This is a genomic window from Pseudoxanthomonas sp. LjRoot206, assembly GCF_056175725.1.
Genome location: NZ_JBGFFI010000004.1, coordinates 347,449 through 363,692, shown reverse-complemented (window position 1 = coordinate 363,692; position 16,244 = coordinate 347,449). Strand labels below are relative to the sequence as shown.

Here is a 16,244-nt window from a genome sequence, read left to right as displayed (position 1 = left end):
TGGGCGGTGCACTCAGTGCCGTTCGATCGCGGACCTGATCGTGTCGTAGTCACCGGCCGACAGGTCGCCACGGCGTGCATCGAGCGCCAACAGGAGCTTCGCACCCGTCTGTGCCCCCAGTGGGGCGTAGGTGTTGCTGGTGCGCACCCAGGCAGCTACAGCGGAATGCCACCAGGCACGCAGCCTGTCGTCGCCCGCATCGGAGAACTGCAACAACCCGGTAAGCGATGCCCAATGCCCGAGAGAGAGCATCAGGTCGCGTATATCGTTTCGTGCTTGTTGCGAGAGCGAAGGATCGGCGACCAGGCAGGCAATGCGCGTGGGATCCAGCTCGATGTCGCCAAGGCCTACATGCCGACGCAGCACCACTCGCACGCGGTTGCCTCCCTGCACGATGAGGCCCACGAGCTCGCGATCGTTTGGCGCGACGCCTGCTTTGAGCAGGCCACGCAGCGCCGAGGCCCGCACCATGCTGTTGTCATTGGCGAGCCAGCGCCGGAAGCGCTCTGCGTCCTGTGGCTGGGCGTGGTCCGCCAATGCGTTCAGGGCGCCGAGGGGCGCACGGCAGGGCGCGGCATCCAGCGCATCGCGCCAAGTGGCGGCGGCATCCTCCGCATGGCGCTCCCGCAACAGATAGACCGCCAGAGAGCGGACCCCGGCAGCGGTGTCGCATAGTCGGCCGCGCAGCTGATCGCGGGAAACGCCACCTTCGTGTTCCGACAGCAGGTACAGCGATGTGCGGCGGATCACCGGATGCGCCGCCTCCAGTCCCGCCGTGGCCAGCGCGTGCAGGCGCTCATCCCCCTCGCGGGCGGCGAAACGCAGCGCGTGCAGGCCGATGCGGGGGTCCGGATCGCGTATCGCGGCCGGCAGCAGATCGGTGCCGACATCGATGCCGTGCTCCAGCCCGCGTTGGAACGCCCACGCGCGCACCGGTGCGTGGCGGCTGTCCAGCAGCTCGCGAAACCATGCGCTGGACGAGGGTTGCAGCATCCAGCTTTCGACGCACGCGGCGAACCAGGTCGCCGACACGCGCTCGCGCGTGCGCAGTCGCAGGACCAGTGGCCACAACGCCACGACATCACGGCCATCGGTGTGCGCCAACAGATAGGACGTGGCGGCCTCGGCCACCTCCCTGACCTGGCCGACCCAGTCCGAGCAGCGGATCAGCGCCGCGGCGAGCGTCAGGTATCCCGGATGGTCGCACAGGGTGCGCACCGCTACTTCGCGGACGTGCCCGTCGTGGTGGCCGGCGGACAGGAACAGCAACGCATGCCGCAATGGTGCATCGATGTCCGCCGAGGCGAGTTGCTCGACCAGCCCGTCGGGCCAGTCGAGGGAGACCGGACTGGCCCAGGAGCGCAGACGTTCGTCGACGTCGAACAGTGCTTGCGGCGGCAGGGCGCGAAGGAAGCCACGGGCCGCTTCTGGTCCGTGTTCCGTGCCTGCCGGCGTCAGCCATGCCACGCCCGCAACCAGTCGCGACTCCAGCGTCGACCTCGGAGGGTCGGACACCGCGATGGCGGGCTTGGACCGCCTGAAGAAACGACGCCAGTTCAAGGCAACCGCTTGAACGTCGTCGTCTGCAGCATCGGCTGGCCGTCCTTGCTGAAGAAGGCCTTGGTTTCGGTCAGCGTGGTACCGGCGGCGTCCACCGAGTAGATGCGGGTGGACGAGGGCGTGCCCTGGTAGGCGAGCTGCACCACCACCACGTTCGGCGCCGGCATCTTCGCCGTGCCCACGTCGGCCCAGTAGCTGCCGGTGACCTTGCCCGCCGTGCCGTCGAGCGACAGTGTGGCGGCGGAATCCATCTTTCCGCCATCGGGCGCGACGATCTCGATGTCGGTCTGCCACGTGCCGCTGTCCGGCTGCGCGAACGTCAGCGTGACGCTTCTCGGTCGTGCCTCCGGCGGCATCGGCAGCGAGGCGATGTCCAGCGTCCAGCGACCGACCAGCGGCGAGGCCGCGAAGGCCGGTGCGGCGTGCAGGACCAGCAGCGCGAACAGGGCGACGAGCTTCGTCTTCATGCGACCTCCGTGTGGACAGGACGATACCGGCGCGGGCGACGATGCCACCGCCGTGCCGATGCTGTCCAGTCGCGGCGCTACAGCGCCCGGCTGATCGTGAAGCTGCCGAACACGGGCGCTTCCTGCTGGCCTTCGAATTCGCGGCTGCGGTAGTAGCGCGCCAGCGCGAACTTCCAGCGGCCCTTGGTGACCGCCAGGCCCACGCCGACTTCGCCCACGAAGGACTTCTTGTCCACGCGGTGGCTGTCCTTCCAGGTGTTGCCGTCGAGGGTGATGTCGCGCAGCACCCAGCGCGCATCGGTGGTCAGGAAGAGATGCGCGCCGAGCGGCCCGCCGGGCGAGCGGCTGCGCGTGGGCGCGGTGTTCTCGCCGGCCGGGCGCAACGGCGTGCTGCCGAAGTCGTCGGGCAGGTGGCGGCCGAAGCGCACTTCACCGCCGACGTTGGCATAGGTGGCCAGGTTGCCGACGCTGCCGCCATAGTGCGTGATCGCATCCCAGCCCCAGATGCCCTTCTCCTCCGGCGAGAAGCGGCGCATGCGTTCGTGCACGAGGCGGAACACCGGCTCGTCGCGCAGCTGGTTGTCCCACCCCTGGAAGGGTTCGTCGCCGAGCATCTTGTGCACTTCGTTCTGGATCTGTTCGCCGCGGGCGGACGGACCGACGATGCCGAACTGCAGCTGGGTGGTGCGCAGGTGGTCGCCATTGCGCGCGTTGTAGCCCAGCCCGACCAGCAACGCGGCCGCGTAGGGTCGATCGTCGACGATCAAGTCGCTGCGGGTGAAGTCGGTCGGCGTGAAGATGGCATGCGCGAACGTGCCCACCATGTTCTGCTGCTCGAAGCCTTCCGGCGTGAGCGCATTGAGATAGCCGTTCACCCAGCGCGCCAGCCGCGGCAGGCAGGGATCGTCGGTGTAGTCGGTCAGGTTGGGCGAGACCAGCGTCAGCTGCACGCCGTTGCTGTAGCCCTGGTCCTGGTTGCCGAACAGGTCGTTGTCGACGCGGAAGTTGACCGTCGGCGGGAGATCGGTGCGGCGTTCGCACTGGTCGGCGGCGAAGGCGCCCGCGGACGCGAAGGCGGAAAGAACTAGGAAACGACTTGCGATCCGTGCGCGCGAACTCATCAGACACCTGGCCTGCCGACGTGGGGGTAGGCCCATGGTGTGGTCAGGCGCGTGAAGACCGTATCTGCATGGCGCTCGCGACGCGGGCCCGTGTTGCACGGCGAGCGGCACGAGATCCGTGCGACCGGCCGAGCACCCCTGAAAACGGTGAACTTCTATTCGCTGCCGGCCTACACCGCCGACGGCGACGAGCGATCCGCAGGAAGGCCGTGAGCCTGCGTCAATGCACCAGTCGCGCCGCCACGCTGTCGAGGTCGTAACCGAAGCCGCCGTCGAGGCGACGCACGATGTCGGCGCTGGCGGCGGCGTGCAGGAAGGCCGGGGTGATCTGGTAGCCGTCGGCCGAGAGGCCGATGTGCGCGGCGATGCGGCTGTCGCCCTCAGCCTGGCTGACCAGGTCGCCGAACGCGACCACGCGCAACACCACCGAGGCTTCTTCCTCCAGCGTCAGGCCGTGTCCGCCGATCTGGCGCGCGATGACGTTCATGCCGGTGCAGGCGAGATCGTCCCCTTCGTACTCGCCGACCGGCATCGCGCCGTTCATCACCGCCTGGAACACATCGATGCCGAAGTTCAGCAGGGCGGGATCGACCGCGACCACATCGATCACGTGGCGGGGCATGTCGTCGTACCGCTGGGTCTGGGGCATGACCGGCTCCTCGGTTCGTCGGGGGAGATGTCCGTTCTAGGCAGGCGGGCGGAAACATCGCGTGACGGCTACCGATGCGCCGTGTTCACAAGCCGGAACCCTGCACAACGCGCCCGCCCCGTCGGCGTTACCATCGGCCGCCATGAGCCCGACCACGTCCCCGATCCGTTTCAGCGCCACGCTGCACCGTCCGGCCGAACCGAAGGCCGCCACGTGGACCTTCCTGGTGCTGCCGAAGACCGCCAGTGCGAAGCTGCCCGCCCGCAGCATGACGACGGTGGAGGGCACGTTCGCGGGCCATCCGTTCCAGGCCACGCTGGAGCCCGATGGCGAGGGCAGCCACTGGCTGAAGGTCGAGAAGGCGCTGCGTGAGGCCGCGGGTGTCGCCGCCGGCGACCAGGTCGACCTGGCGATCGCGCCGGTGAAGGAAGAACCCGAGCCCACGGTGCCACCCGACCTCCGCAAGGCGCTCACCGCCGCGCCCGAGGCGAAAGCGGTCTGGACCAGCCTGACAGCGGTGGCGCGTCGCGACTGGATCCACTGGATGACCTCGGGCAAGAAGGCCGAGACGCGCGTGAAGCGCATTGCCTCCGCCTGCGACATGCTCGCCTCCGGCAAGCGCCGCGCCTGCTGCTTCGACCGCTCCGGCATGTACAGCAAGGGCAACATGGGCGCGCCGGTCGCGGCGGACTGAGGCCGTACGCCGTCGTCATCGGCGGGCGTAGCGTTCCACCTGGGCGATGGCGTTAGCGCAGCCGTCTTCACCCTGCATCTGGCTACCGAGGTCCGCGGATCGGCGGCGCGCGCCGTCGCTGCCGGCGAAGGCGACCGCTTCGCGGAGCTTGCCGGCCGTGATCGAGGCGCCTCGCAGCGTGTGGCCCATCACGCCTGCGTCGCGCAGGCGGGCATTCCAGAAGAACTGGTCGCCGGCGAACGGCACGATGACCGAGGGAACGCCGGCGCGGCACGCGGAGTGCGTAGTGCCGGAACCGCCGTGGTGGATCGCCAGCGCGCAGCGCGGCAGCAGCCAGTCGTGCGGCACCTGGCCGACGGGATGGACGTTGGGCGGCAGCCGCGCCGTGTCGATGCCACTCCAGCCGGCATTGAACAGTGCACGGCGCTCGCCGAGCGCGCCGACCACCGCGTCCACCAGCCGCGCGTTGTCGAAGCCGGCCATGCTCCCGAAGCCGACGTAGACCGGTGGTTCGCCGGCGTCGAGGAAGGCGAGCAGCGCCTCGGAGGGCGTGAACGTCGACGCCAGCGGCGGCACCCACTGGCCGCAGACATGCGCATTGTCCGGCCAGTCCGCCGGGCGCGGCAGCAGCGCGGGCGAGACGCCGTAAAGCATCGGGTGCGTCGTCCACAGCGCGCGCCGTGGCGGCAGGCCGATCTGCGTGCGCGCGCGGTTGGTGGCCTTGCGGAACAGCTGCCAGCTCAGCGTGCCGAACAGGGTGTGGCTGGCATGGTGGAACAGGCGCGGCGGCTTGAACGGCAGGAACGGCGAGGCGAATGCCGCGGTCGGCGAGATCGGGATCAGCATCGCGCCGATCGCCGGCACGCGCAGCGCTTCGGCTGCCGACAGGCCGACGAAGGCGGCCAGCCCGGAGACGACGACCGCATCGCAGCCGCGTCCGGCCTCGATGGCCTGGCGCAGCCAGTCGGCGCTGTGCGCGATGGTGAGCCGGGACAGGTTGCGGGTGATGTCGCGCATCGCGCCATCGGCGGCGATCGTCGCGCGGATGTCGCCGGCCAGCGCCCGTGACGGCACGCCGAGCGTCCGCGCGATGCCGAGCGTGCTGGCGTCCCCGAGCAGCTCGACCACGTGTCCGGCCAGCATCAGTGCATGGCCCAGCGCGGCCAGCGGGCGGGTATCGCCCTCGGTGCCGTAGGTGATGATCAGCAGCTTCATGCGTGCAGGATACGTGCGCGGTGTCGATGCCGGATGCCACGCGGTTCCCGGAAAGACGAAGGCCCGCATGCGCGGGCCTTCGTGTTCGGACGGTATCGCGTGCGGCCTACTTCAGGCCGCGATGCTCCAGCAGCGGTTCGACGCTGGGATCCTTGCCGCGGAATTCGCGGTAGGCCGTCGCCAGGTCGCGCGAATGGCCGATCGACAGCACCTTGTCGCGGAAGATCTGGCCGTTCTCGCGGCTCAGGCCGCCGTGCTCGCGGAACCACTGGAAGGCGTCGTGGTCCAGCACTTCCGCGCCGAAGTAGGCGTAGTAGCCGGCCGCGTAGCCACCGCCCCAGATGTGGCTGAAGTAGCTGGTGCGGTAGCGCGGCGGCACCGCGGCCAGGTCCACCTTGTACTTCGCCAGTGCCTGCTTCTCGAACGCGTCCACGTCCTGCTTGCCGGCGCCCGCGGGTTGCAGGTGCCAGGCGAGGTCGAGCAGCGCGGCGGACAGGTACTCGGTGGTCGCATAGCCCTGGTTGAAGGTGCGCGCCTTGACGATCTTGTCGACCAGCGCCTGCGGCATCGCCTCGCCGGTCTGGTGGTGCTTGGCGTAGTTGGCGAACACCTTCGGGTCCAGCGCCCAGTGCTCGTTGAACTGCGACGGGAACTCGACGAAGTCGCGCGGCACGTTGGTGCCGGCCACGCTGGGGTACTGCGTCTTCGAGAAGAAGCCGTGCAGCGCATGGCCGAACTCGTGGAACAGCGTGGTCACGTCGTCGAAGCTCAGCAGCGCGGGCTGGCCGGCGGCGGGCTTGGTGAAGTTCTCCACGTTGTAGACCACCGGGATGTCGCCGGTCAGGCCGTTCTGCTCGACGAAGTTGCCCATCCACGCGCCGCCCTGCTTGCTCTCGCGCTTGAACGGATCCAGGTAGAACAGCGCCAGCTGCTTGCCGTCGGCATCCATGATGTCGAACACGCGCACGTCCGGGTGGTAGACCGGGATGTCCTTGCGCTCCTTCGCGGTGATGCCGTACAGCGCGTGCGCGGCGAAGAACACGCCGTCCTTCAGCACGCGGTCCAGCTCGAAGTAGGGCTTGATCTGCGACTCGTCCAGGTCGAATTCGGCCTTGCGCACCTGCTCGGCGTAGAAGTCCCAGTCGGCGGCGCCGGCGGTGAAGCCGCCCTTCTGCGCATCGACCACGCCCTGGATCTTGGCCAGCTCGGCGCGCGCGCGCGCGGTGGCGGCGGGCACGGTGTCGGTGAGCAGCTTCAGCGCGACCTCGGGCGTGCCGGCCATCTGGTCGGCGATGCTGTAGGCGGCGTAGTTCGGGAAGCCCAGCAGCTGCGCCTTGCGCGCGCGCAGTTCGGCCAGGCGCTGGATGGTCGCACGGGTGTCGTTGGCGTCGCCCTTCTCGGCGCGGCCCAGCGACGCGGCCATCAGTTGTTCGCGCAGCGCGCGGTCCTTCAGCGAGCCCAGCGACGGCTGCTGGGTGGTGTTCTGCAGGCTCAGCAGCCATTGGCCATCCTTGCCGGCGGCCTTGGCCGCATCGGCCGCGGCAGCGATCGCGCCCTCGTCCATGCCGTCGAGCTTTGCCTTGTCGGTGACGAACACGCCACCGGCATTGCCGGCGGCCAGCAGCTTGTTGCCGAACGCGGTGGTCAGCGAGGACTCCTCGCTGTTGAGCGTGCGCAGTTCGGCCTTGTCGGTGTCGGAGAGCTGCGCGCCGGCGCGCACGAAGTCGTCGTAGGTGTGCTCGACGACGGTCTTCTGCTCCGGCGTCAGCCCGAGCGTGTCGCGCTGGTCGTAGACCGACTTCACGCGGGCGAACAGCTTGGGATCCAGGTGGATGCTGTCGCCGTGCTCGGCCAGCTTCGGTGCCAGCGCCTCTTCGGCGGCCTGCAGCGCGGGATTGGTGTTGGCGCCGGTCATCGCGAAGAACACCGTGGTCGCGCGGGTCAGCAGCGCGCCGCTGCGCTCCAGCGCCTCGAAGGTGTTGGCGAAGGTGGCCGGTTCGGCGTTGTCGGCGATCTTGCGCACCTCGGCGAGGTGCTGGCGCATGCCTTCCTCGATGGCCGGCTGGTAGTCGGCGTCCTTGATCTTGTCGAACGGCGGCGCCTGGAACGGCAGCGCGCTGGCGGTGAGCAGGGGATTCGCGCTTTCGGCGGATGTGGCGGCGGTGGCGGGCATGGCGGATTCGGCAGCGGGGCGGTCGCCGCAGGCGGACAGGGCGACGGCGATGGCGGAGGAGAGCAACAGCGTACGCAGCATGGAGAGGCTCCGGAACGGGACGACAGGGACTTCGACGGGAGCGCCCGTCACGGGGGGGACCGGCGCATAGGGTGCGCCCGCGCGCGCGGCTTGGCGAGTGCCGGACGGCGGGCGGGCGACTGCGGTGCGGCCATCCGCCGCATCCGGCAAGGCCCGGCCCGCATCCGCAGGGCGACCTGCGCCGTAGAGGGCCGGCAAGACAGATGCGTTATCCTCCACGCCCCCCGCAGGAATCCCCCCGATGAGCCAGTCCGACGACAAATCCGTCAAGGTGAGCCAGGCGCAGGCCGAGGACGCCGTGCGCGTGCTGCTCGAATGGGCGGGCGAGGATCCGACGCGCGAGGGCCTGCTGGATACGCCCAAGCGCGTCGCCAAGGCCTACCGCGACTGGTTCAGCGGCTACCAGATGGATCCGCGCGAATACCTGGCGCGCACCTTCGAGGAAGTCGCCGGCTACGACGAGATGATCGTGCTGCGCGACATCGAGTTCGAAAGCCATTGCGAGCACCACATGGCGCCGATCATCGGCCGCGCGCACGTGGGCTACCTGCCCGACGGCAAGGTGGTCGGCATCAGCAAGCTGGCGCGCGTGGTCGACGTGTACGCGCGCCGCTTCCAGGTGCAGGAGAAGATGACCGCGCAGATCGCGCAGTGCATCCAGGACGTACTGCAGCCGCGCGGTGTGGCGGTGGTGGTCGACGGCGCGCACGAGTGCATGACCACGCGCGGCGTGCACAAGCGCGGCGTCAGCATGATCACCAGCAAGATGCTGGGCACCTTCCGCGAGGACGCACGCACCCGCGCCGAGTTCCTGCGGTTCATCGAGACCGGCCACAACCGCCGCTGATGGTGGTGGCGACTGTAGGAGCGACGTCAGTCGCGACCGCATGCCATCCTGGAGTGAGGTCATGAATCGCGCGCTGTCCTCGGTGGATCGGCACGTACAGTCTCCGGTCGCGACTGACGTCGCTCCTACAGGGGGCGCGTGCTCATGAGCCCCTGCCCCTGCGGCAACAGCCGCGACTACGCCGCCTGCTGCGGGCGTTACCACACCGGTGAAGCGGCGCCCGATGCCGAGGCCCTGATGCGTTCGCGCTACAGCGCCTACGTGCTCGGCGACGCCGGCTACCTGCGCGCCACTTGGCATCCGGACACGCGTCCCGATGAACTCGGACTGGATACGCCGGGCGCAGCGCGCACCACCTGGCTGGGCCTGAGCGTGAAGGAACACAAGATCACCGGGCCGGACACCGCCGAGGTCGAGTTCGTCGCGCGCTACCGCGTCGGCGGCGGCAGCGCGGTACGCATGCAGGAACGCAGCCGGTTCGTTCGCATCGAGGGTCGCTGGTACTACGTGGATGGCGAACACCGCTGAGCGGCACGCCACCGCTCAGTCGAGTTCGGAGCGATAGCGGCCAGTACGGTCGAGCGACTGCAGCCGGGCCTGGGCGATCTTCGACAGTTCGCTGCCTGGCTTGAGCGAGGTCTTCGCCTGCGCGAGTGCGCGCGACAGCCAGTCGCGCGCCAGCCTGCGGTCACCCGCGCGCTGCGCGACCGCGGCGCGCAGCAGCATCGCATGGACCAGGACGATACGGTTGTTGAGCGATGCACGTTCGCTGTCCAGCGGGGCCATCATCGATTCCAGCGTGCTGGCGGCGCGGCCGAGATCGCCAGCGCGCGCATCCAGTTGCGCCAGCCCCAACGCATTGTGGAAGCGGCCGTTGAACGTGGGTGCGAACTGGCGCAGCGTCACGAGGTTCGTTTCCAGCTGTACCCGGGCGCGCGCGTCGTCGCCCTCGGCACGGCGCTGGAAATACGCCTGCGCCAGGCTGATGCGGTAGTGCGGGGGGACGGGCAGGTTTGCGCGTTCCCACTGTGCGAAGCTGCGCTCGAACATGCCGATGGCCTCGTCGCTGCGCGGCCCCGGGGTCTGCCGGGCCAGCGGATTGCTCTGGATGACCAGCCGCCGGGCGAGCATGGAGGTCATCACCAGCACGCGCTCGTGGTCATCGGGATAGTTCGCACGCGTGATGTCCAGCGCGCGCCGCATCAGCGCGATGCCCTCTTCCTGCGAAATCGCGTTGCCCAGCGGCGAGAGCAGCGAGCGGACCTGCAGCAGGCGTGCGTATTCGGGATGACCGTCACCGAAGTAGCGCCGGATCAGCGGCTCTGCGCGGTGCAATGAAGCGCTGCATTCGTCCGGCTTTCCGGCCGCGCATTGAAGGCTGGCCAGCGTGATCAAGGCCGAGCCGGTCTGCGGATGTTCGTCGCCCTGCGTGGCCCGTTGTGCCGTCAGCATCTCGTTTGCCAGCGCCAGCCCTTCGGGCACGCGATTCTCGATGACCAGGCTCCAGACCGACTGTTGTCGCGCCTCGTTGGCGATCAACGGATGCGTGTGCCGCGTGGCGGCGATCACCTGGTCGAAGTCCGCATGCGCGTCCTTGAAGCGCAGGCGCCGTACGGACCACTGGCCACGAAGCAATCTCAGTTCGGCGATGGCGGTGTCGGCGTCGCTGCGCTCGGCGAGCGCGAGCGCGGTATCCAGCGTGCGCTGCGCGCCGTCCGGATCGGCGAGTTCCCACTGGCTGCGTGCCAGTTCGGTCAGCAATTGCAGGCGGGCCGCCGCGGTATCGTCGCTCGCCGGCGCGGCCAGCCCTTCGCGCGCGACGGCCTGGGCCTCGCGGGGCTTGCCTCGCAGGTTGAGCAGGGCGGCGAGCGTCGCCTGTGCTGCGGCCCCGGCCTGCGGGTCGTCCCCCTGCATCTCGGCGGCTTCCTGCGCCAGCCGGGTGGCGCGGTCGTAATCGCCGACGACCGCGTAATTGCGGGCCAGCATCGACAGGCCGCCTGCCAGCACCGCCGGATGCTCCTGCAGTGGCAGGGCGCGGACCTGCCGCTCGGTGTCCTGCAGCAGCGTGCGCGATGACATCGGCGTATCGCCGAGGCCGGACAGCGTGGCATGGCCGAGCATCCGTTCGAACACCTGCGAAAGCGCGAGGCGGGATGCCGTCTCGCGTGCTGCGCGGCGTTCCTGCCAGACCAGCGCGCCCAGGCTGCCCACGGCCACCAGCAGCGTCAGCGCGATCAGCGATGCGGCCAGGCGATGGCGGGCCAACAGGCGCACGCCGCGATAGACCGCGCCGCCGTTGCGGGCCTCGACCGGTCGCCGTTGCAGCCACGCACTCAGATCGTCGCGCAGCGCGGCGATCGAGCGATAGCGCCGCCCGGGGTCGCGGGCGATGCAGCGCGCCGCGATGGCGTCGAGGTCGCCCGACAGCGCACGCGAGAGCGCACGTGGCGTGTCGAAGCCGCGGCACTGCGCCTGCGCCGGTGTTCCGCGTGCCGCCAATTGCGAAACCGGCGGCGCCTCGCCTGCATCCTGCGTCAGCACCGTCGACAGCAGGCGCGTGGAGGCATGCGGCAGCACGCCGCCGAGCAGCCGGTACATCAGCACGCCCATCGACCACACGTCCATCGTCACCGCCGGCAGCGTGCCGGACAACGCTTCGGGCGCCGTGTAGCCATCGGACGCGGCGAGCCGCGGCACCGTCTCGGTGGCGGCGAGCGATGCGGTGAGGCCGAAGTCGAGCACCTGCAGCTGCCCGTCCTCGGTGACCATCAGGTTGGAGGGCTTGATGTCCTGGTGCAGCACCCGCCGCTGATGCGCGTAGGCCAGCGCATCGCAGGCCTGCACCAGCAGTTCGACGCGCTGGCGCAGGCCGGTCCGGCGCGCGTCGCACCAGGCATCGATCTGCGCGCCCTGCACGTAGCGCATCGCGAACCACGGATGTCCGTCGGCCTCGATACCGCCGTCGAACAGCGTGGCGATGCCGGGATGGTCGAGCGCCGCGAGCGCCTCCCGCTCGCGGCGGAAGCTCTCGATCATGCGCGGCGAGGTCAGTTCGCTGCGCATGCACTTCAGCGCGACGCGTTGCTGGTACTGGCCGTCGTCGCGCCAGGCTTCGTACACCGAGCCCATGCCACCGGACTCGAGCAGCCGGTCGATCCGCCATGGACCCAGCCTGCGGCCGACCCGCGCGTCCGAATCGGCACCGTACGAGAAGACGTCGTGGTCGTCGGGCGCGATGTCCCGCACATGCAGCGCGTCGAGCGATGCGAACGGCAACGGATCGTGCTCGCCGGCGTCCTGCAATGCGCCGTCCGATGCCAGCAGCGCCGTCAGGGCGCGGTGGGTCTCCGCATCACGGTCGGCCAGATCGGCCAGGTAGGCGGCACGTTCGGCGGGCGGCATCGCCACGCAGTCGTCGAACAGCGCCAGCGCACGGGCGAAGGCCTGGCTCATGGCGTCCGGCCGTCAGAAGCGCACATGCCCCGCCCGTACGCCGCGATGGCGTACTCGGCGATGGACGACGGTCGGAAAAGGCTGGCCATGCGCGCGGCATTGTGGCCCCGCGCCCGACCGCCGGCAATGTGCCGGAGATCAGCCCCGCGGGGCGTTCAGATAGTCCAGCGTGACCTGAAGCAACGCGCGCAGGCCGACGTCGAGCGAGCCCTCGTCCAGCATGAATTCCGGCGAGTGGTTGCTCGGTGCGGTGACCGGATCGGTGCCCTTGGCCGTGCTGCCGACGAAGAAGAACATCGACGGCACTTCGCGCGCGTAGAACGAGAAGTCCTCGGCGCCCATCTGCAGCGACGGCGTGATGACGTTGTCCGCGCCGACCACGGCCTGCAGGCTGGGCAGCATGCGCGCAGTGAGTTCGGGGTTGTTGACGGTCACCGGGTTGCCGTCGTTGTCGGGCACGCTGGCTTCCACCTTCGCGCCATGCGCGGCGGCCACGTGCGTGGCGACGTTCTTCAGGTCGGCGAAGATCTTCTGCCGCATGCCGTCGTCGAAGGTGCGGATGGTGCCCACCACTTCGACGTCGTCGGGAATGATGTTGTAGCGGATGCCGCCCTTGATCGCGCCGAAGCTGACCACCGCCGGCAGCTTGGAGATGTCGGTGCGGCGGCTGACGATGGTCTGGGTGGTGCCGATGATGTCGGCCATCGCCACGATCGGGTCGATGCCGCCCCACGGCCGCGAGCCGTGCGTCTGCCGGCCGATGACCTTCAGGGTGAAGGCGTCGGAGGCGGCCATCAGCGGCCCTTGGCGCACGCCGATCTGGCCGACCGGAATCGACGAGAACACGTGCAGGCCGAACACCGCTTCCGGCTTGAAGTCCTTGAACACGCCTTCCTTCAGCATCAGCTCCGCACCGCCTTCCTCGCCGGCGGGCGCGCCTTCCTCGGCGGGCTGGAACACCAGCAAGACCTCGCCGGGCAGCTGGTCCTTCATCGCCACCAGCGATTTCGCCACGCCCAGCAGGATGCCGGTATGCGCATCGTGGCCGCAGGCATGCATGACGCCGACGGTTTCGCCGCGGTAGGTCGACGTCGCCTTCGACGCGAACGACAGATTATTGCGCTCGGTGACCGGCAACGCGTCCATGTCGGCGCGCAGCGCGATGCGCGGCCCCGGCTTGCCGCCTTTGATGACGGCGGTGACGCCGTGGTGCGCGATGCCGGTGCGCGGCTGCAGGCCGAGCTTGCGAAGCTCCTCGGCCACGCGCTTCGCCGTCTGCTCCTCGCGGTTCGACAGTTCCGGGTACTGGTGGAAATGCCGGCGCCAGTCGATCACCTGCTGCTGCGCGGCCTTGCCGGCGGCGGCGACCTCGGGACGTTGCGCGGTGGCGTCCTGGGCCGCGGCGGGCAGCGCGGCCGCCAGCGCGGTGGTCAGCAGGGAAACGGCGAGCAGGCGTGCATGGCGCATCGTGTCGGACTCCGGACGGGATAGGGCGATGCTAACCGCAATGGCGACGGGATGATGGTCACGAACTGTAGGAGGGGCTTCAGCCCCGACCGGGCTTCCTCGCAAAGCGTCGGGGCTAAAGCCCCTCCTACAACCGCATCGTGACTTCTAGAATAGGCGCGCTTCATAGCCGCCACCGTATCGGCGGAAGTGCCTCATTCCCTGCCGGAACCCCCCATGCCCGACCTCGCCCTGCAGGTGCTCCTGCTGCTGTTTCTCGCCGCCATGCTGGCCGGCTTCATCGACGCCATCGCGGGCGGCGGCGGCATGGTGACGATCCCTGCCATGTTGCTGGCGGGTATTCCTCCGCTGCAGGTGCTCGGCACCAACAAACTGCAATCGCTGTTCGGCTCCGGATCGGCGAGCTGGGCGTACGCGCGGCACGGGCACGTGGACCTGAAGGGCCAGCTGCCGATGGTGCTGACCGCCGCGCTGGGCGCGGTCGGCGGCGCGCTGCTGGCGACGGTGATCCCGGTCGAGTGGCTGAAGTGGGCGCTGCCGTTCCTGCTGGTCGGCATCGCCATCTACTTCGGGCTGAAGCCCGACATCGGCCACGTGGACCGTCACCAGCGCATGCGCCCGCAGGTGTTCGCGCTGACCTTCGTGCCGGCGATCGGCTTCTACGACGGCGTGTTCGGCCCGGGCACCGGCTCGTTCCTGATGCTGGGCTTCGTGGCGCTGGCGGGCTTCGGCATCCTCAAGGCGACCGCGCACACCAAGTTCCTCAACTTCGGCTCCAACCTCGGCGCGTTCGCGGTGTTCCTCGCGCACGGCGCGGTGCTGTGGAAGGTCGGCCTGCTGATGGGCGCCGGCCAGTTCCTCGGCGCGCAACTCGGCTCGCGCTTCGCGATGAAGCAGGGCGCGCGCATCATCAAGCCGCTGCTGGTGACGGTGTCGATCGCGCTGGCGATCCGCCTGCTGGCGGATCCGCAGCATCCGTTGCGGGTGTGGATCGCGTCATTCTGATCGCGCTGTTGTAGGAGCGACGTGAGTCGCGACCGCACGGCTTGCACTCGCAAGCTTCCGGGGCTCGCGCCTCCATCGCTCATGCGCGATCACAGACTCCCGGACCGAGCGGCATTCGTGCGGTCGCGACTGACGTCGCTCCTACAGAGAAGCCATCAGCTTCAAGGCGTCGAGGAGAGGTAATCCCACGCCACCTGCAGCATCGCCTTGCTGCCGGTCTCCAGCGCCTGCTCGTCGAGCAGGAACTGCGGCGAGTGGTTGATCGGCGCGGTGGCGGGGTCGATGCCGGCCGCGGTCGAGCCGACGAAGAAATAGAAGCCCGGCACGGTATTGGCGAACTGGGAGAAGTCCTCGGCGATGGTCACCGGCGCCACGTCGACCACCTTGTCTTCGCCGACCGCGCGCGCCAGCGATGGCCGCACCCGCTGCGCCAGGGCCGGCTGGTTGATGGTCGCGGGCGCATTGTTGACCACGTGCAGGTCGGCGCTGCCCTCGCTGGCATGTGCATAGTCGCCGGCGATACGGCGGAAGCGGGCGATCACGTCCTCGCGGACGGCGGGCTCGAAGGTGCGCAGCGTGCCGACCAGGGTCGCTTCGTCGGGAATGATGTTGAAGCGCACGCCGCTGTTGAACTGGCCTGCGGTCAGGACGACGGGATTGGCGGCGATGTTCACCTGCCGGGCGATCATGCTCTGCGTGCCCAGCAGGATCTGCGCGCCGAGCGTGATCGGGTCCACGCCGTCCCACGGCCGCGAGCCGTGCGTCTGCTTGCCGCGCACCACCAGCGTCCATTCGTCCGCCGCCGCCATCAGCGGACCGCTGCGGTAACCCACCGTGCCGACCGGCAGGCCGGCCCAGACATGCAGGCCGAACACCGCCTCGGGCGTGAAGTCCTTGAACACGCCGTCCTTCAGCATCAGCGCCGCGCCGAACACTTCGCCGGCGACCGGCGGGCCTTCCTCGGCCGGCTGGAACACGAACATCACCTCGCCCGGCAGTTCGTCCTTCGCGGCGACCAGCGCCTGCGCCACGCCCATCAGGATGGCGACATGCGCGTCGTGGCCGCAGGCGTGCATCACGCCGACCGGCTGGCCGCGGTACTCGGCCTTCACCGTCGACGCGAACGGCAGGCCGGTCTGCTCGGTGACCGGCAGCGCGTCCATGTCGGCGCGCAGCGCGATGCGCGGACCGGGCTTGCCGCCCTTCAGCACCGCGACCACGCCGGTCTTGCCGACGCGGGTGCGCACGGTCAGGCCGAGCGAGCGCAGGTGGTCCGCGACGAGCTTCGCGGTGCGTGTTTCCCGCTCGCCGAGTTCGGGGTGCTGGTGGATGTCGCGGCGCCACTGCACCAGCTTGGGCTGCGCCTGTTCCAGCGCGGCGAACGCGGATGACCCGGCGGCCTGGGCGGGCAAGGCGAGGACGCCGAACAGGGCGAGCAGGCAGGCGTGGCGCAGGGGCCGGACGGAGCGCGTTGGCATCGAGGGTGAGGTATCCGGGGAGCGGAAGCCGATG

Annotated in this window: 13 protein-coding genes; 4 read left to right on the top strand and 9 right to left on the bottom strand. The window is 69.5% G+C overall.

The window, feature by feature from the left end; genetic code table 11:
* Window positions 1-12 precede the first annotated feature (12 nt).
* From AC04MD_RS14720 to AC04MD_RS14705, 4 genes are all read right to left on the bottom strand, one after another.
* Window positions 13-1,560 (bottom strand): hypothetical protein, encoded by a 1,548-nt coding sequence (locus tag AC04MD_RS14720; protein WP_475498019.1) that lies wholly within the window; start codon window positions 1,558-1,560, stop codon window positions 13-15.
* Window positions 1,557-2,027 carry a LuxR family transcriptional regulator gene (locus tag AC04MD_RS14715; RefSeq protein ID WP_475498018.1) on the bottom strand — a complete coding sequence of 157 codons (471 nt, stop codon included), beginning with the start codon at window positions 2,025-2,027 and terminating at the stop codon, window positions 1,557-1,559. The genes AC04MD_RS14720 and AC04MD_RS14715 overlap by 4 nt, the downstream gene beginning before the upstream one ends.
* A 77-nt stretch (window positions 2,028-2,104) precedes the next feature.
* Window positions 2,105-3,151 (bottom strand): lipid A deacylase LpxR family protein, encoded by a 1,047-nt coding sequence (locus tag AC04MD_RS14710; RefSeq protein WP_475498176.1) that lies wholly within the window; start codon window positions 3,149-3,151, stop codon window positions 2,105-2,107.
* A 217-nt stretch (window positions 3,152-3,368) separates the two neighbouring features.
* Entirely contained in the window at window positions 3,369-3,797 is a 429-nt protein-coding gene (locus AC04MD_RS14705; protein ID WP_475498017.1) for a hypothetical protein, read from the bottom strand.
* Between the two features lie 142 nt (window positions 3,798-3,939).
* Here AC04MD_RS14705 and AC04MD_RS14700 point away from each other — a divergent pair, with 142 nt between their 5' ends.
* Window positions 3,940-4,491: a DUF1905 domain-containing protein gene (locus AC04MD_RS14700; protein ID WP_475498016.1), complete on the top strand. Its 552-nt coding sequence runs from the start codon at window positions 3,940-3,942 to the stop codon at window positions 4,489-4,491.
* A gap of 15 nt (window positions 4,492-4,506) precedes the next feature.
* Here AC04MD_RS14700 and AC04MD_RS14695 read toward each other — a convergent pair whose 3' ends face one another.
* Together AC04MD_RS14695 and dcp are read right to left on the bottom strand one after the other, a co-directional pair.
* Window positions 4,507-5,706, bottom strand: coding sequence for a glycosyltransferase (locus tag AC04MD_RS14695; RefSeq protein WP_475498015.1), 1,200 nt, complete (start codon window positions 5,704-5,706; stop codon window positions 4,507-4,509).
* 106 nt (window positions 5,707-5,812) lie between these two features.
* Window positions 5,813-7,960: a peptidyl-dipeptidase Dcp gene (gene dcp / locus AC04MD_RS14690; RefSeq protein ID WP_475498014.1), complete on the bottom strand. Its 2,148-nt coding sequence runs from the start codon at window positions 7,958-7,960 to the stop codon at window positions 5,813-5,815.
* Between the two features lie 241 nt (window positions 7,961-8,201).
* On the opposite strand from dcp, the gene folE reads away from it, so the two are divergent.
* A complete protein-coding gene (gene folE / locus AC04MD_RS14685; protein ID WP_475498013.1) occupies window positions 8,202-8,807 on the top strand; it encodes a GTP cyclohydrolase I FolE in 606 nt (201 codons plus the stop codon).
* Window positions 8,808-8,951: 144 nt separating this feature from the next.
* Window positions 8,952-9,335, top strand: a complete 384-nt coding sequence (locus tag AC04MD_RS14680; protein WP_475498012.1) for a YchJ family protein — start codon at window positions 8,952-8,954, stop codon at window positions 9,333-9,335.
* A gap of 15 nt (window positions 9,336-9,350) precedes the next feature.
* Here AC04MD_RS14680 and AC04MD_RS14675 read toward each other — a convergent pair whose 3' ends face one another.
* Together AC04MD_RS14675 and AC04MD_RS14670 are read right to left on the bottom strand one after the other, a co-directional pair.
* Window positions 9,351-12,260 carry a serine/threonine protein kinase gene (locus tag AC04MD_RS14675; RefSeq protein WP_475498011.1) on the bottom strand — a complete coding sequence of 970 codons (2,910 nt, stop codon included), beginning with the start codon at window positions 12,258-12,260 and terminating at the stop codon, window positions 9,351-9,353.
* Between the two features lie 138 nt (window positions 12,261-12,398).
* Window positions 12,399-13,727, bottom strand: coding sequence for a M20 family metallopeptidase (locus AC04MD_RS14670; protein WP_475498010.1), 1,329 nt, complete (start codon window positions 13,725-13,727; stop codon window positions 12,399-12,401).
* A 216-nt stretch (window positions 13,728-13,943) separates the two neighbouring features.
* Between AC04MD_RS14670 and AC04MD_RS14665 the strand changes: the two genes are divergently transcribed.
* The gene (locus AC04MD_RS14665; protein WP_475498009.1) at window positions 13,944-14,732 is read left to right on the top strand and encodes a TSUP family transporter; all 789 of its coding nucleotides are present in this window, start codon (window positions 13,944-13,946) and stop codon (window positions 14,730-14,732) included.
* Window positions 14,733-14,893: 161 nt separating this feature from the next.
* Here the strand turns inward: AC04MD_RS14665 and AC04MD_RS14660 are convergent, their stop codons facing one another.
* Window positions 14,894-16,186 carry an amidohydrolase gene (locus AC04MD_RS14660; RefSeq protein ID WP_475498175.1) on the bottom strand — a complete coding sequence of 431 codons (1,293 nt, stop codon included), beginning with the start codon at window positions 16,184-16,186 and terminating at the stop codon, window positions 14,894-14,896.
* Between the last annotated feature and the right edge of the window lie 58 nt (window positions 16,187-16,244).

Excerpts from the sequence above, each read along its gene's own strand:
- dcp (WP_475498014.1), bottom strand. The coding sequence starts at position 7,960 with ATGCTGCGTACGCTGTTGCTCTCCTCCGCCATCGCCGTCGCCCTGTCC.
- AC04MD_RS14705 (WP_475498017.1), bottom strand. The coding sequence starts at position 3,797 with ATGCCCCAGACCCAGCGGTACGACGACATGCCCCGCCACGTGATCGAT.
- AC04MD_RS14715 (WP_475498018.1), bottom strand. The coding sequence starts at position 2,027 with ATGAAGACGAAGCTCGTCGCCCTGTTCGCGCTGCTGGTCCTGCACGCC.
- AC04MD_RS14675 (WP_475498011.1), bottom strand. The coding sequence starts at position 12,260 with ATGAGCCAGGCCTTCGCCCGTGCGCTGGCGCTGTTCGACGACTGCGTG.
- AC04MD_RS14695 (WP_475498015.1), bottom strand. The coding sequence starts at position 5,706 with ATGAAGCTGCTGATCATCACCTACGGCACCGAGGGCGATACCCGCCCG.
- AC04MD_RS14700 (WP_475498016.1), top strand. The coding sequence starts at position 3,940 with ATGAGCCCGACCACGTCCCCGATCCGTTTCAGCGCCACGCTGCACCGT.
- AC04MD_RS14680 (WP_475498012.1), top strand. The coding sequence starts at position 8,952 with ATGAGCCCCTGCCCCTGCGGCAACAGCCGCGACTACGCCGCCTGCTGC.
- AC04MD_RS14670 (WP_475498010.1), bottom strand. The coding sequence starts at position 13,727 with ATGCGCCATGCACGCCTGCTCGCCGTTTCCCTGCTGACCACCGCGCTG.
- folE (WP_475498013.1), top strand. The coding sequence starts at position 8,202 with ATGAGCCAGTCCGACGACAAATCCGTCAAGGTGAGCCAGGCGCAGGCC.
- AC04MD_RS14665 (WP_475498009.1), top strand. The coding sequence starts at position 13,944 with ATGCCCGACCTCGCCCTGCAGGTGCTCCTGCTGCTGTTTCTCGCCGCC.